The sequence below is a fragment of the Streptomyces sp. NPDC127038 genome, from assembly GCF_042725875.1.
GTDB lineage: Bacteria > Actinomycetota > Actinomycetes > Streptomycetales > Streptomycetaceae > Streptomyces.
The window spans coordinates 1-13,564 of sequence record NZ_JBHXDQ010000051.1; the positions used below are offsets into that span (position 1 = coordinate 1).

Consider the following 13,564-nt stretch of genomic DNA (forward strand, 5'->3'; position numbering starts at 1 on the left):
TTCATCCCCTCCACCTGGGAGTGGGCGGGCCGCGACGGCAACGGCGACGGCAAGAAGGACCCCAACAACGTCTACGACGCCGCCCTGGCCGCCGGCCACTACCTGTGCCGTTTCGACCACGACATGTCGGTCCAGGCGCAGATGAACGCGGCGATCCTCAGCTACAACAACTCGACGGCGTACCTGAACACCGTCCTGTCGTGGCTGGAGTACTACCGCAAGGGCACGCACGAGATCCCCAACGGCACCGGCACGCTGCCCTCGCACAACAGCGACGAGCCCAGCTCGCCGAGCCCCACGCCGGTGCAGCCGTCCCCGCCGAGCAGCCCCCACCCGGGCGGCACCCCGACGCCCCCGGCCCAGAAGCCGACCCCGCCCGCCACCCCGACCCCGCCGCCCACGAAGCCCCCGACGGGCACGCCCACCCCCACGCCGACGCCCACCCAGACGGTGGACCGTCTGACGAACATGGGCGCCGGGAAGCTCACGGCGACGGCCGGGGACACGTTCGCCGACAAGATCGCGGTGCGCACCGACGACAAGGCCGGCAAGCCCGTGGGCAGGGTCCGGGTGCGGTTCACCATCGTCGGCGACACCGACGCCACCTTCACCGGCGGCGAGAACGTCGCCACCCTGGTCACCAACGGACTGGGCATCGCCACCGCGCCCGCACTGGTGGCCGGTGAGCAGACGGGCGACTTCACGGTCCGCGCCACCGTCGTCGGCCGCGTCATGGCGGGCCTCGACTACACCGCGAGCGTCACCGCCCGCCAGGCCGACACCCTCACCCGCACCGACGACACCGCCCTGACCTGTGCCCCGGGCGGAGAGTTCGACGGCCAGGTCGCGCTGAAGGCCACCTACAAGGGCGCCGCCGCGGGCAAGGTCGCCGCCACCGCGACCCTGATCAAGTCCGCCGACGACCCGACCGCGAACGACCAGGGCCCCTACTTCAAGGACACGGACGGCAACCCCGTACGCACCCTCACCACCCTGACCACCGACGCCGACGGCACGCTCCAGCTCCCCAAGCTGTACGCCGACGACACCACCGGCACCTACCTGCTCCACGTCACCACCACCGGCGGCGCCACACTCACCGTCGAACTCACCGTGGCAGCCGCAGCCTCCTAGTACTCCAGCCGTAGATCGTGATCATGGATACCGAAGCTGCTCGTCGGCAGCCTGCGCGCGTGGCTGAGACCTGGGACGAAGTGCAGCTGATCGCGGACGGCTTCGAGCGCGTGCACGTCGAGTTGGAGTGGTATAGCAGGCCGCGTGCCGGCCTCGGCGATGTCGACGGGAAGCCGCACTACTTCGACGCCGACGAGTACCGCGTCTGGCCCGCGAGCGACGTGGTAGTGGAGCTGGAGCGCGAGCAGTGGGCGATCTTCGCCAGGTGGAACGAATGCTGTGAGGCCGGGACGGTGAAGCCGGAGACCCACCCGGGCCGGGGCGGGATCAACGCCCTCTACGACGAGCTGGCCCTGTTGCTGGCGTCGTACCGTCAGGCGCCGGACGACGCGAGGCTACTGGTGGGTGAGATGCGCTTTGACGCTGGGGCCCGCTACCGGGTCGAGGGTCTGGACTACTGGTTCCGGTGGCTTCCAACCAAGTGAGGCCGCCGTTGATCACTAGGTGTTGCGTGGACAACCAATGATCACGCGACGACCTCGGACGCCATGCCCAGCGGCTCGCGCCACAGCTCTGGTGGCTGCTGCCCGCAGCGCTGCTGCGGGCAGCCGATACGCAGTCGAAAGGGCCTGGCCACGGCTGTAAGGTACCCGAGGGCTAACGGACGGGGACGCAGCCGAACACGGCTCTGGCGCCTGTCATCGGTGGCAGACCTGCACGCTCTTCGAGTAGGAAGTACTCGCTCTCGCAGAGTCGTTACAAAATGAATTGCCGGAGTTCACAATCCCGGCCGACTACAGCGCAACGGGGTTGGATTCACCGCTCATGATCAAACGGCTTCGGCTCATACGTATTCTTCTCCGCAAAATCCGTCTCGACGAATCGCACGGCACTTACCGTCATTGCAATTCATGCAATAAAATACTGGCGGTGGAACTCTCCGGTGATGGATTCTACACATGCCCGACTTGCGGAGAAGCTGATTACGAGGATTGGGCGCGTGGTCAATTCTGACTTCCTGTCACCTCGTTGGCGATACGACGCCATTCCGGTCTGGTGAGCGGTGCAGGGAGCCTGTCGTGCCCCCGGCTCTGCGACGATTGCTGCGTGAGCAAGCATGAGTGGGACACATTGACCAAGTCCGAAGAAGCCTTCATGGTCAATTCCTATGAGATCGACATCCTGCCCGGTGTCTGGGGCGATCTCGACGAAGCCGACCAGTCCCGACCGGTCAACGAGCTGGCGGGAATCTTGCTCGCTCTCATCGATCGCGAGTGGATCGAGGTCCGCCGACTTGCGCCGTGGACCTCCCCCGCCGGAGAGAACGGCCTCCAGCCCGAACTGGTGCCTCGTGATCAGCTTCCGGCGATCCTCGAAGACGCGGCCAACTGGGAGTATCCCGAAGACGGGAACTGGATTGGCGCGTTGAACCTGGGCGAGACCGAAGCGGGAAAGAAGATCACTCGTCTTTCTCCCGAGGAGATCACCCAGTAGGCCGTCATCGTGGGAAGCCTCAGGCGGCGGCCAACGGTCGGCCGCCCCAGCGGAGGCCCTCCTCGCTGCGGATGCGGGCTCGTTCGCGGCGTTGGGCGGCCAGGAGGTCGGGGTGGCGGGCGTTGGCATTGCGCCAGCGCAGATGGCGGTGCAAGGGCGTCGGCAACGAGTCCGGTTTCTGTGAAGCCGGCGCCCCGGCGCGCTGTTCGCGGTCACGTCCGCTGGAGTGGTGTATCGACGGCCACTCGGTGATCTCGTTTTTGAGGCTATGCGGTGAGTTCGGTGGGCAGGGCGGTGTCGTCGGTTTCTGACTCGATCGAGTGGAGGCGGGCCTTGGCGAGGAGTTCGCGGCCCATGTAGCGGCGGGCCTCGGTCCATTCGTCGTTCTGCTCGGCCAGGACCGCTCCGACAAGGCGGATCAGGGCGGTGCGGTCGGGGAAGATCCCGACGACGTCGGTGCGGCGGCGGATCTCCTTGTTCAGACGCTCCTGCGGGTTGTTGGACCAGATCTGCCGCCAGATCTCCCGTGGGAACGCTGTGAACGCAAGCAGGTCGTGCTGGGCGGCGTCCAAGTGGGCCGCTGCTTTGGGGAACTTGGCTTCCAGGGCGTCCAGGACGTGCCGCAGCTGGGCTTGGACGGCCGTGGTGTCGGGTTGTTCGAAGACGGTCCGCAGCAGCGTGGCCACCCAGGGCTGGGCGGACTTGGGAACCTGGCTGAGCAGGTTGCGGGCGTAGTGGGTGCGGCATCGCTGCCAGGATGCGCCGGGCAGGACCGCGCCGATCGCGGCGACCAGGCCGGTGTGGGCGTCGGAGACGACCAGTTGGACGCCGGACAGGCCACGGGCGGTCAGTGAGCGCAGGAAGGCCAACCAGCCGGCGCCGTCCTCGGCGGTGGCGACGTCGATGCCGAGGATCTCGCGGTGCCCGTCGGCGTTGACGCCGACCGCGATCAGCGCGTGGACGTTGACGATGCGGCCGCCCTCGCGGACCTTCTGCGTCAGGGCGTCGACCCAGACGAACGCATACGGTCCGGCGTCCAGGGGCCGGTTGCGGAACGCGGTGACCTGCTCGTCCAGGTGCTTGGCCATCGCGCTGACCTGGGACTTCGACAGCTGGGTGACGCCGAGGGATGCGGCGAGCTTTTCGACCCGGCGTGTGCTGACACCGAGCAGGTAGGCGGTGGCGACCACCGAGATGAGGGCCTGCTCGGCCCGCCGGCGTCGTTCGAGGAGCCAGTGCGGGAAATAGCTGCCCTGCCGCAGCTTGGGGACGGCGAGTTCGACGGTGCCGGCGCGGGTGTCCCACTCGCGTGGGCGATATCCGTTGCGGGGGTTGACGCGTTCGTCGCTGACCTGCCCGTATTCGGCGTTGCAGAGGGCGTCGGCCTCCGCGGACATGAGCGCGTCGGCGAACGTCTTGACCATCGCGCGCAGCAGATCGGGACTCGCCGAGGCGAGGTTGTCCTCGGCGAGGGCGTGCAGGGGCAGACTGTCTGGTGCGGTCATCGTGCTGATCTCCTTCGAGCCTAGACATCTCGAAGATCAGCCGGTGGCCGTTCTCATATCCGGACCCTCACCCCGACGCCGGGACAAACACCCGGATCAGGTGAGAACCGGTACACCACTTCCAAGGACGCAACCCTGTTCGCCGTGAAGGCACCCCAGCCGGAGCGACAGTCTGCTCAGGATGCCTCAGCCGAGGCCGAGCGTGCTGAGCGCGGTGGTCCAGTCGGTGACGATGGCGCGCTGGGCGGCAGCGAGGGTGATCTTGTTGGCGCAGACCGCGGTGTGTAGTTTCGTCTCCACCGGGTCTTTGCGGTTGTTGACGCCGCTGCCCGCCTTGTGGCCGGGGTCCGGCGGCTCGACCCAGAGGTTTCGCGGATCGTTGGGGTCGCCGCCGAGCTGCAGGCTGATGAGGTGGTCGTATTCGGCATCGCGCATCGAGCCCCGATAGCCGTACGAGGCCGCGTTCAGCGCCTTCTCCTTACCCGTGACGGATGTGGAGGGCCGGATGCCGGAGGTGTAGCCGCCCTTGCGGCAGATCGTGGACTTCAGGTTCGCCTGCGTGACCGCCGGAGAAATCGCCCCCGGCGTGCACGCCGGGTCCTCCAGCGGCTCCCCCTGCTCGTACCGGAAATGACAGCTCCCGGCCGGAGGCTGCTTCTGGACGGTGTAGGTGGTCTGCGGGCCGGCCCCGACCGCGATAGCCCGGTCCGCGCCGCCACCTGTGCCCGTGCCCGAAGACTTCGTGGGCGACGTCCCGGTCGGCAACCCGGTCGATCCGCCCGTCGCGACCGGAGAGCATCCCGCCAGGAACACGGCGGCGAACAGCACGGATGACGCGGCGCGGTAGCTGGAGCGCATGACGACCCCTCACGAGCAGAAAATAGCTGGGCACATACTGCCCGGCCAGCGCATCAGCACACCGGCCGGGGCCCACGCACTGCAGTACGGAACGATGCGGGACGCCCCAGGGCAGTCCAACGCCGGCGCAGTCCCAGCGCGTGTCAGTCGTGTTCGCCGGGGTGGGTGTAGGTGGTGGTGTAGTCCTCCACGGGTGTGGCCATGTCCGCGGCGTACTCGGCGCGGGCCTGGCGGTCGGCCTCGGTGATGTCGGGGTGTACGGAAGGCGTGTGGGGTGCGGGCCAGAGCTGGACCAGGTGGCGTTCCCCGTGGTCGCCGATGCCGGGTTCGGGGTCGTCGGCGTGGCAGTACAGGCGCATGCGCACCCAGTCCGTGCCGTCGGATGCGACCGGGAACTTCAAGAGAGGCTCCTCGTCCGGCCATGCGTCGAGGATGTCGCCCTGTTCGAGGGTTGCGATGTGGAGGGTGGGGAGGTCGGCCCGCAGGCTGATCTCCTCGGCGGGCTCCCACGCGGTGCCGGTCTCGGGGGCCGGCACGGTGTCGTGGAGCTGGACGGTCAGCTGGAGGGGTCCGGTGTCGGTGGTGGTGAGGACGACGGCGCCGGCGTCGGTGGCCGGGCCGCAGCGCCAGCCGAAGGGCATCTCCTGGGGGTACTCGTAGTCGTCGGTGAAGCCGATCAGGTAGCCGCCTTCGCCGAGGTCGACGGTGAACGAGGATGCGCGGATCAGCATGGGGAGTCTCCTTGAACGGGGCAGGGTGCCCCCTCCCGGACGATGCGGGATGAGGCACCCAAGTCTTGCGGTTGCTGTCGTGGTGCTCAGGCGATCACGTAGAACGGGTCGTGGTCCATGACGTGCATCTGGCCGCGCCATGCGGTGATGCGTCCGCCCTGGGACGTGTTCTCGTTCACCTTGACCCAGGTGATCTCCCGCTGGGCGGCAGCAAGGGTGGTGCCGCCCTCGTAGGTGGAGGCGAACGGGTACTCGTCACACGAGGTGCGGCCGGCGCGCCGCATGTCCGCGGGCGCGGTCCGCGGGCACACCGCGGCCCGGTTGCGGGCCTCCTGCGTCTTGTTGATCATCCAGTGCAGGGGCTTGCCGCCGTTCGGGTCTCCGTAATGGCCGCCGCGGGAGCGGAGGTTGCGGATGCCCTCGTCGATCCGGGCCAGGCCGACCATGCTCACCCCGGTGGGCGCTTCGGGGATGGCGCATCCGGCCCGGCTGGCCCGGGTGCTTCCGTAGTAGTTGTCGCACCGGTAGACGGCGGAGGCGTAGGAGACGCCGGCGGGGCTGTAGCCGGCCTTGGTGAAGGTGTAGCCGTAGGTGGTCTTCGCCTTGGGGTTGATCTTCTTCGGGGCGATCGTGGCGGTCTTGTAGTCGACGCTGCCGCTGGCCGCGCTGTCGAGGGTGTGGCCCTGCGGGAAGTGGACCGTGGCTCGGGTTCCGCCGCCGGAGGTGGCGGAGAACTTGACGGCAACGCCCCTGCCCTGGCCGGTGGTCACCGCCTTGGAGATGGTGAACTTCTCACTCCAGTTGGCGGAGTTGGTCTTGAGCGTCATCTGGTGCTTGACGTTGAAGTCGGCGGTGCCCTCAAGGACCGGGCTCCCGTTGACGACTTTCACGACGTCGAGGTGGACGGTGACCCATTCGCACTCGCTGAAGCGGTTGACGGTGACGCGGTTGACGGTGCAGGACGCGTTCGCGGCCTGGCTGGCCAGAGCGCTCGCCCGGGATCCGGGCTGACCGATGGTGACGCGCAGCTGTCCGGCACTGGACTGGCCGGCCGCGGCTAACGCTGACGGAGCGGCCGCTGTTACCAGCAGCCCCAGCGCCACGGCCCCCGTCGTGAGCAGCTTTCTCGGTTTCACGTTGTACCCCCGGTTGTTGGTCTCAGCCAACGGAGGTGCAGCGTCAACTCCCGCGTACCCCCGTCGCGTTGACGCCATCCAAGCACCGGCATTGCAAAGGCTGCACACCGTTTTGTTCTGTTTCAGTCACAGGTGAGCGGGTGTCTCATTGCCGACGGCCCTACTCGTCCCGGAAGCCGGGCCTGACTGTCCTCGGCCGCTCTCCACCGGATACGAACCGCCTTCGCGGCGACGGGTCAGGAGACGCGCAGCAGGGTGGTTGCGGGGCGGATTGCGGAGGGTCCGAATTTGGCGCGGATGCGGTCGCTGGCTTCTTCGGCGAGGAGGCGGGCTTCGCGTGTCTGGTCGAGGCTGATCTGCTCGGCGATCTGGTCGGCGGCGATCAGGTCTTCGGCTTTCAGGGTGAGGGCGGTGATCCTGCCGCGCTGGAGTCCTGCCGCGTCGATGAGCCGGTAGGCCATGGTGCGTAGGTCGTCTTCGTGTGCGGAGGCTTCCGTGAGCCGGCGGGTCTTGTCCCAGGTAGCACCTCCGGCGAAGCGCAGGGTCAGGGTCAGGCCGCGGGCCGCCTGGCTGCGGCGGCGCAGTTGGAGGGCGAGGGTGACGACCGTGTCCAGGAGGACGGCGCGGACGGCGGCACCGTCCAGGGTGTGCCGGTCAAAGGTGCGGTGGATGCTCGCGGTGGCGGGCAGGGTGCGCGGGACGACGGGGCGGGGGTCGATGCCGCGGGCCCGGTCGGCGGCCTGCCGGCCGGCGCGGCCGCCCATCAGGCGTTGGACGGTGGCGGGCGGGAGCGCGGCGAGCAGGCCGATGCAGTGGACGCCGTAGTCGTTGAGGATCTTGGCATGGCGGGGTCCGATGCCGTGCAGGGCCTCGACGGGGAGGGGGCCCAGCCAGTCAGTGACCTGGTCGGGGGCGATGGCGAGGACGCCGCCCGGGCCGGTGATCTGGCCGGAGGCGGTGGCCGCGACGGTGATGGAGGGGCCGATCCCGACGCGCACGTCGACGCCCAGCCGGGAGATGGCCCGTACCCGCAGCACCTCCCCCAGCCGGGTGGCGTTCGCGCCGTGGTAGCGCAGCGCGCCCCTGAGCTCTGCCAGGGCGGCCGTCGGGGGCAGCGCCTGGACGACTGGCGACAACTGCGCCATCTGCTCCAGCACCTGCCGGTAGAGATCCTCCGGCAGTCGGTCCGGGCAGCGCACATGCATCACGCTCGCCACTCGCCGCGCTTCAGTCCCTGTCTCCACAGCATCCACCTCCACACCGCACGTTATCGAATAAATATTCGAACACGCGACAAGCGAAGCTGGCACCCTTCGCACGACGGCGTGACTGCGCACGATGGTTGGCCCGTGAGCAGGCGGCTCGGCCCCTGTGTGCGATGAACGGCCCGCGCGAAAGCCGCAGGGGCGGCTGGGCCGGGGTTTCCGAGTTCGTGATGGTCAGCGGCGTGCAGTGCCCTGGCTACGGGGTGGCGTCGCCTGGTCCGGATCGCGCATGATCCAGTCTCTGGTGGATTCGACGGGGGTGTGGCGTGGGGGACTGGCGGACCGATCCGACGTTCGCGATGTGCAGGGCTCTGGTCGACGGGGCGGATCTGGCATCGTTCGCGGGAGGCCCGTTCGACATCCGGGCCGTTACGGCGACCATTCGGCCCGAGAACATCGACGGAGCCGACCTCGACGACTTTCCCTGGGGGAACTTCCCTCACGGGGAGGACGCCCGGGAGGCCGTTCGCCTGCTGCACACCAAAGACGGATCGGCACGTGACGCGATGGGTGTACTGATCGGCATGTGCGCCGACGACAGCCGGGCCGCTGCTGCTCTCGCCGTCCCGTTCTTGATCCAGATCGCCACCGACCCACACCATCCACACCGCACTGCCGCCCTCGGCGATCTCGCCGCCCCGGCCCGCGCCCGTTACTTCGGTGTCGCCTCCCGCGCCGAATTCCTCCTCCACCGCTCCGGCCCCCGGCACGACGACTACGACGACTACGGCGTCGAGGTGACCGGCTATCCGGCAGGCTGGTCGGTGGCCGCTGCCCGAGCCGCGATCACCGCCGGAACCCCCCTGCTCCTGCCCCTCCTCGACGACTCCGATCCTGCTGTGCGCATCGACACCTCCTACGCTCTCGCCACCGCGGCCGACCCCGGCCATACGGTCCGAACCGCCTTCGCTGCCCGGTTCGCCAAGGAGCAGGACCCCATGGCCATGGCCGCCTTGGTTCTCGCGACCGCAGAGAGCACACGCGCCCACCCTCACCGGCAGGCCACCGCGTGGATCAGCGAGATGTGGCAGGACCGGGCACAGGCCCCCGAGGTCCGCCTTGCCGCCGCGATCGGCTGGCTCTGCCTCACCGACGAACCCGTCCCCGACACCCTGCACACCACCGTCGACGCCCTGACCACCGAAGAACGCGCCCGCGCCATGGACGCCCTGCCCTGGATGGCCACCGCCGGTGGCAACGAGCCGGGACTCCTGCGCTGCGTCCGCCGCATGCTCCACCCGCAAGAGCCCGAACCGTACAGCGACGACCCCTGGGCCCCATGGCCCTGAGCGACGAGCAGCCGGCCCGACCACGCCGCCCGCACACCTGCTCGCGTTCTGTGCATTGCAGTCGCCCGTCGGGGCCAACTACCACGCTCAGTCACAACGGAGCACCGTCGACGAGACCGACCATCAGCAACTCAGCACTTTGATGGCGGGAGCGAAGGCGGCCCGCCTCCTGCCCCACCTCGAGGAACGCCACCCGTTGCTTCTCCAGGCCAGGCAAGAGCATCCGCCACGCCGAGACCGGCCTAGAATCGTAAATATGTTCGATGAACTGCCGCCTGACCTGGCGCGACTGCTCACCTTGAGGGTGTGGCACGCGATGTGGCTGCAGCGCATCGACACCAAGATCGCCACTCTTCGGGAGCGGGAGACCGAACCGGAACAGGGGCGCCGGAACCGGCCGACGGAGCCGGACTGGATCGTCGAGCTCGGTATCGGCAATGGCCGCCCGCCCATCGAGGTCCATGCCGGCGGCTGCTACGCCGCGGGCAAACGACGGCGCCCGGTCCCGCGCGGCGAAGCACGCCGGCTCCTCACCGCGGGTGTGCGCGCGTGCGGTCACTGCCGGCCGGACACTGCACTGGACATCCTCGACTTATCCGCAGATCCGGCCCCGCCCCCACGCTGCGCTGACCGACACCCGCACCTTCAGTCCTTCATGCTGCATTTTCGTGGTGATTTATTATCTAATAACCCAGAACGGGATGCTCTGATGACCAGCACTCCTCCCCCGCCACCCCTCAGCGAACCGGACCCCTCCACCTTCACCTGCCCCGGCAGCCTCGTCGGCCCGTGCTCCGGCTGCCAGCGGCGCACCCACAAGTACGGCAACGGCGGCCTGCCCCTGTGCCAGTGGTGCATGCGCCCCGCCCGGGAGAGCTGGGGCTCCACCGTCCGCTTCACCAGCACCCGCCTGTAAAGGTCTCTCTGCGGCACAGCCAGCAGGCGAGTCACACCCTCCGGCGCAGCCGAGCACGCCGCCCTTGCCACTGCGGGTGTGCTGGCCCTGGGGGCCCGACGGCCCCCTGCACGTCCTGCGCTGACTAGCCCGAGCCGATGCCACATGTTGGGGCCTCGGCGTGCCCTGACCTGCGACTGCTTCTAGGCTGAAGGCCTCGGAGCTTGCCAGGGAGGGTCTCCCATGCCCCGAACCATCTGGTCCGGCGCCATCTCATTCGGCCTGGTCACCGTGCCTATCCATGTGGTCAACGCCCGGGAGGACCACAGCATCCACTTCCACCAGGTGCATCTGGAGGACATGGGCCGGGTGCGGAGCCGCAAGATCTGCGAAATCGAGGGCCGTGAGGTCGCGCAGTCGGAGATCGGCAAGGGCTATCAGTGGGGCAAGGACACAATCGTTCCGGTGCTCGACGAGGAGCTGCGGGAGATACCACTGCCCACGGCGAAGGCCATCGAGATCGAGGCGTTCGTGCCCCTGGAGTCCATCGATCCGATCCAGATCGGCGAGGGCTACTACCTGGAGCCCGACGGTCAGGTGGCGGCCAAGCCCTACACACTCCTGAGGCAGGCCCTGGAGCGCTCATCGAAGGTGGCCGTGGCGAAGTACGCCTGGAGCGGCCGCGAGCGGCTAGGTCTGCTGCGGGTCCGCGACAACGTCATCGTTCTGCACGCAATGCGCTGGTCCGACGAGATCCGCGACCCCGCCGCTCTGAAACCGGACGAGGTGGACCTCACCGATGACGAGATCGCCCAGGCGGAACAGCTCATCGACCGGCTGACCCGCGACGACCTCCAAGGCGAGGAGTTCACCGACCGGTACACGGAAGCGGTGGAACAGCTCATCGACGCCAAACGGGAGAACCGCGAACCTCCCACGGCCGAAGAGCCCGAGGCGCCGGCACAAGTCGTCGACCTGATGGCCGCGCTCAAGGAGTCCGTGGCCAAGGCCCGCAAGTCCAGAGGCGAAGACGCCACCGTCCACGACCTGCCCAAGAAGAAGACCACAGCCAAAAAGACGACGACCGCAAAGACGGCGAGGAAGCAGCCCGTCAAGAAAGCAGCCAAGAAGACGACCGGCCGGAAGCCGCGGCGCAGCGCCTGAACCTGCTCACCGCCAGCTGAACAGACACGGTGATGACAACGACGACCGTGGTGTCGACGATGCAGAGCAGGCCTCCCAACTGCTCCAGCTTCATCCACTATCCCTCGGCGCGGTGGGAGCTGCAGCCCGATGCAATCGGTACTTGTTGCGGGTGCGCCAGACGGCTGCCACGTCACTTGCTGTCGGGCGTGGTTGGCCTCGGCTGGGGTAGCCGTACGAGGCCGCCCCAACCGAACGCCTCTGGAAGCGGGTTAGGAGTAGTCGCCGTGTCCGGCCCGGCGCAGGATGTCGCGTTCCCGCCCGGCCTGACTGTCAGATGAGTCCTCGTGGTCGATGACGATGGTGTCGCCGGCCGGTCGGGCTCGTACCTGGGCCCCGTAGTCGTCGGTCGCTGTCACCAAGAGGGCGTCCTGGTGGGCGGCGGGCCAGCATTGGATCAGGTAGGACTCCACGACGTCGTCCGTGCTCCCGTCGACAGCCGTGTCCCTTCCTAGCGCGTGGACGCGCAACCGGTAGGGGCCCGGGCCCTGGGACGCCAGCGAGGGAAGATCAGCGGGATCGTCCATCATCGGTGTCACCAGCACTTCCCCGGAGGGGGAATGGCATGACATCTCAGCGATCTCTTCCCAGCCCGGAGCAGGGTCGGGTCGCTGTGAGTGCGCTTCAACCATGACACGGACTCTGCCGGTGTGGATCCCGGTTGACACCTCGATGACGCCGCCGACAGCGGATACGAGCCCGTTCTGGGATGCGTCGAGGTCGTCGGCCACGGGCCCTTGCGGATCTGCTATCTGGAAGAGGTGGTACTCGGCAGATACCAGGGCTGTTGCTCGGGCTGACTCAGCGTTCACGGGTTTTTGTCTTCCGGTCTCGTCCGCCTGGGGCTACCTGATCCATGCCGACCGGTCTCGGTCGAGGACGCGACTGTAGGTGTAGAAGCCGTTGGGCTCCCTGCCGGCGTCCGTGTTCTGCATGGCGTTGATCATCCGGCGGCAGTCTGCCCGTTCACGGGCGCGGATCCTCATGCGTAGCGCCGGTCTCCGGAGCCATGGCGTGTTCCCCGCGGAGTTCCTCCGCGACTTCGTAGGCCCGATCCGGGTCGTAGACCGTTGCCGTCTTGGCCGGTGAGTGCATCACCATGGCCCGGGTCGTGTGCTGGTAGCTGCGGACGCCGTGGCGGACAGCCAGCTCGTCGACCGCGCTGACGGGCACGTGCCACAAGGCAGCCAGGTGTGATGGCGTCCACCATTCCCCCGGGCATGCGAAGTTTCGGTCGACCTTCGCCAGGTACTCCACCTCTACACCAGCCGAGCCGAGTTGGCTGGTCAACCAGGCAAGCAACGCCTCTGTGCCGACCTGTGAGATCGGGGCCTGATACCCCGGTTCACATTCCACCACCCCGCCAGGCGTGTACAACACCACGTTGAGCGACTTTCGTTGGCCCAGCCTGAGCCCTTCGACAACGACGATGCGTCGCAGATCAGCCGCAGCAACGGTCGACGAACGCAGGGAGCGCGCGATCACGAGTTGTTTCGCATTCCCATGTGGGCGGAACTCGATCCACCGCACCATCGTGGCCGACACCGTAAACATCGAGGCCAGGGAGAGCCCGATCACGGCTAGGACTGTCAGCCCGAGACCGACCCAGACGATGGCCCAGAGCACCCCGGACTCCGTGAGCACGGCAATCACCAGCATCGGCAGCAGCAAGGGGGTTGCCATCCACAGCGGGACCATAACGCTCCCGCCGAGCGTGACACCGAACTCCCGGACTCGACTTGGCACGAACACCAGCCGGTCACCCGCTGCCGTCGCCGACGCAACTCCCGCCAGCGGGTTCGTGCTTCGCGTGGTCATGGGGCAAATATAGGTATCAGTCAAGACATGCGTAAGAGGTGTGAGCAGCACGGCAGTTCCGCGTCCTCAGGGCGCTCTTTTGACTGCTCGCCATGGGCGCCGTGCGTCTCCCTCTGCTTGCGCGATCCCCGACAGCGTCTGGCACTGAGCTACGGAGCCGCTCCCCCTGTGGGCAAATACGGCTGCTGTCGCATACCGACAGTTCGCCAGTGCGCCGGATCTGAGCAAGCCTCCGC

14 protein-coding genes and 1 pseudogene are annotated in these 13,564 nt (G+C 67.9%); 6 read left to right on the forward strand and 9 right to left on the reverse strand.

The annotated features are described in order from the left end of the window. The 3 genes from ACFWI4_RS28950 to ACFWI4_RS28960 all read left to right on the forward strand — a co-directional run. The coding region (locus tag ACFWI4_RS28950; RefSeq protein WP_387201941.1) for a lytic transglycosylase domain-containing protein at window positions 1–1,134 on the forward strand (1,134 nt) is incomplete at its 5' end. A gap of 59 nt (window positions 1,135–1,193) precedes the next feature. Further along, window positions 1,194–1,619, forward strand: coding sequence for a hypothetical protein (locus ACFWI4_RS28955; protein ID WP_387201944.1), 426 nt, complete (start codon window positions 1,194–1,196; stop codon window positions 1,617–1,619). A 622-nt stretch (window positions 1,620–2,241) separates the two neighbouring features. Then, window positions 2,242–2,628, forward strand: a complete 387-nt coding sequence (locus ACFWI4_RS28960) for a hypothetical protein (RefSeq protein ID WP_387201946.1) — start codon at window positions 2,242–2,244, stop codon at window positions 2,626–2,628. 19 nt (window positions 2,629–2,647) lie between these two features. Here ACFWI4_RS28960 and ACFWI4_RS28965 read toward each other — a convergent pair. From ACFWI4_RS28965 to ACFWI4_RS28990, 6 genes and pseudogenes are all read right to left on the reverse strand, one after another. Then, a pseudogene (locus ACFWI4_RS28965) lies at window positions 2,648–2,782 on the reverse strand (IS630 family transposase); the annotation flags it as partial. Window positions 2,783–2,894: 112 nt separating this feature from the next. Further along, window positions 2,895–4,133 carry an IS256 family transposase gene (locus tag ACFWI4_RS28970; RefSeq protein ID WP_387201949.1) on the reverse strand — a complete coding sequence of 413 codons (1,239 nt, stop codon included), beginning with the start codon at window positions 4,131–4,133 and terminating at the stop codon, window positions 2,895–2,897. A 186-nt stretch (window positions 4,134–4,319) separates the two neighbouring features. Further along, window positions 4,320–4,991 carry a hypothetical protein gene (locus ACFWI4_RS28975; RefSeq protein ID WP_387201952.1) on the reverse strand — a complete coding sequence of 224 codons (672 nt, stop codon included), beginning with the start codon at window positions 4,989–4,991 and terminating at the stop codon, window positions 4,320–4,322. 143 nt (window positions 4,992–5,134) lie between these two features. Beyond that, window positions 5,135–5,722 carry a hypothetical protein gene (locus ACFWI4_RS28980; RefSeq protein WP_387201955.1) on the reverse strand — a complete coding sequence of 196 codons (588 nt, stop codon included), beginning with the start codon at window positions 5,720–5,722 and terminating at the stop codon, window positions 5,135–5,137. A gap of 86 nt (window positions 5,723–5,808) precedes the next feature. Beyond that, complete coding sequence (locus ACFWI4_RS28985; RefSeq protein WP_385401367.1) at window positions 5,809–6,888, reverse strand: NucA/NucB deoxyribonuclease domain-containing protein; 1,080 nt, start codon at window positions 6,886–6,888, stop codon at window positions 5,809–5,811. 206 nt (window positions 6,889–7,094) lie between these two features. Next, the gene (locus tag ACFWI4_RS28990; RefSeq protein ID WP_387202125.1) at window positions 7,095–8,063 is read right to left on the reverse strand and encodes a hypothetical protein; all 969 of its coding nucleotides are present in this window, start codon (window positions 8,061–8,063) and stop codon (window positions 7,095–7,097) included. A gap of 326 nt (window positions 8,064–8,389) precedes the next feature. On the opposite strand from ACFWI4_RS28990, the gene ACFWI4_RS28995 reads away from it, so the two are divergent. Then, window positions 8,390–9,412 (forward strand): hypothetical protein, encoded by a 1,023-nt coding sequence (locus tag ACFWI4_RS28995; RefSeq protein WP_387201959.1) that lies wholly within the window; start codon window positions 8,390–8,392, stop codon window positions 9,410–9,412. Window positions 9,413–9,503: 91 nt separating this feature from the next. Here the strand turns inward: ACFWI4_RS28995 and ACFWI4_RS29000 are convergent, their stop codons facing one another. Further along, on the reverse strand, window positions 9,504–9,971 hold the full coding sequence (locus tag ACFWI4_RS29000) for a hypothetical protein (protein ID WP_387202137.1): 468 nt from the start codon (window positions 9,969–9,971) through the stop codon (window positions 9,504–9,506). On the opposite strand from ACFWI4_RS29000, the gene ACFWI4_RS29005 reads away from it, so the two are divergent. Both ACFWI4_RS29005 and ACFWI4_RS29010 read left to right on the forward strand, forming a co-directional pair. Beyond that, window positions 9,864–10,328: a DUF6233 domain-containing protein gene (locus tag ACFWI4_RS29005; RefSeq protein WP_387202128.1), complete on the forward strand. Its 465-nt coding sequence runs from the start codon at window positions 9,864–9,866 to the stop codon at window positions 10,326–10,328. The two genes, ACFWI4_RS29000 and ACFWI4_RS29005, sit on opposite strands and share 108 nt — an antisense overlap. 222 nt (window positions 10,329–10,550) lie before the next feature. Next, window positions 10,551–11,471: a Ku protein gene (locus ACFWI4_RS29010; protein WP_387201962.1), complete on the forward strand. Its 921-nt coding sequence runs from the start codon at window positions 10,551–10,553 to the stop codon at window positions 11,469–11,471. Window positions 11,472–11,722: 251 nt separating this feature from the next. Here the strand turns inward: ACFWI4_RS29010 and ACFWI4_RS29015 are convergent, their stop codons facing one another. Both ACFWI4_RS29015 and ACFWI4_RS29020 read right to left on the reverse strand, forming a co-directional pair. Beyond that, a complete protein-coding gene (locus ACFWI4_RS29015) occupies window positions 11,723–12,049 on the reverse strand; it encodes a hypothetical protein (RefSeq protein ID WP_387201965.1) in 327 nt (108 codons plus the stop codon). Window positions 12,050–12,476: 427 nt separating this feature from the next. Next, window positions 12,477–13,328: a hypothetical protein gene (locus tag ACFWI4_RS29020; protein ID WP_387201968.1), complete on the reverse strand. Its 852-nt coding sequence runs from the start codon at window positions 13,326–13,328 to the stop codon at window positions 12,477–12,479. Window positions 13,329–13,564: the final 236 nt, after the last annotated feature.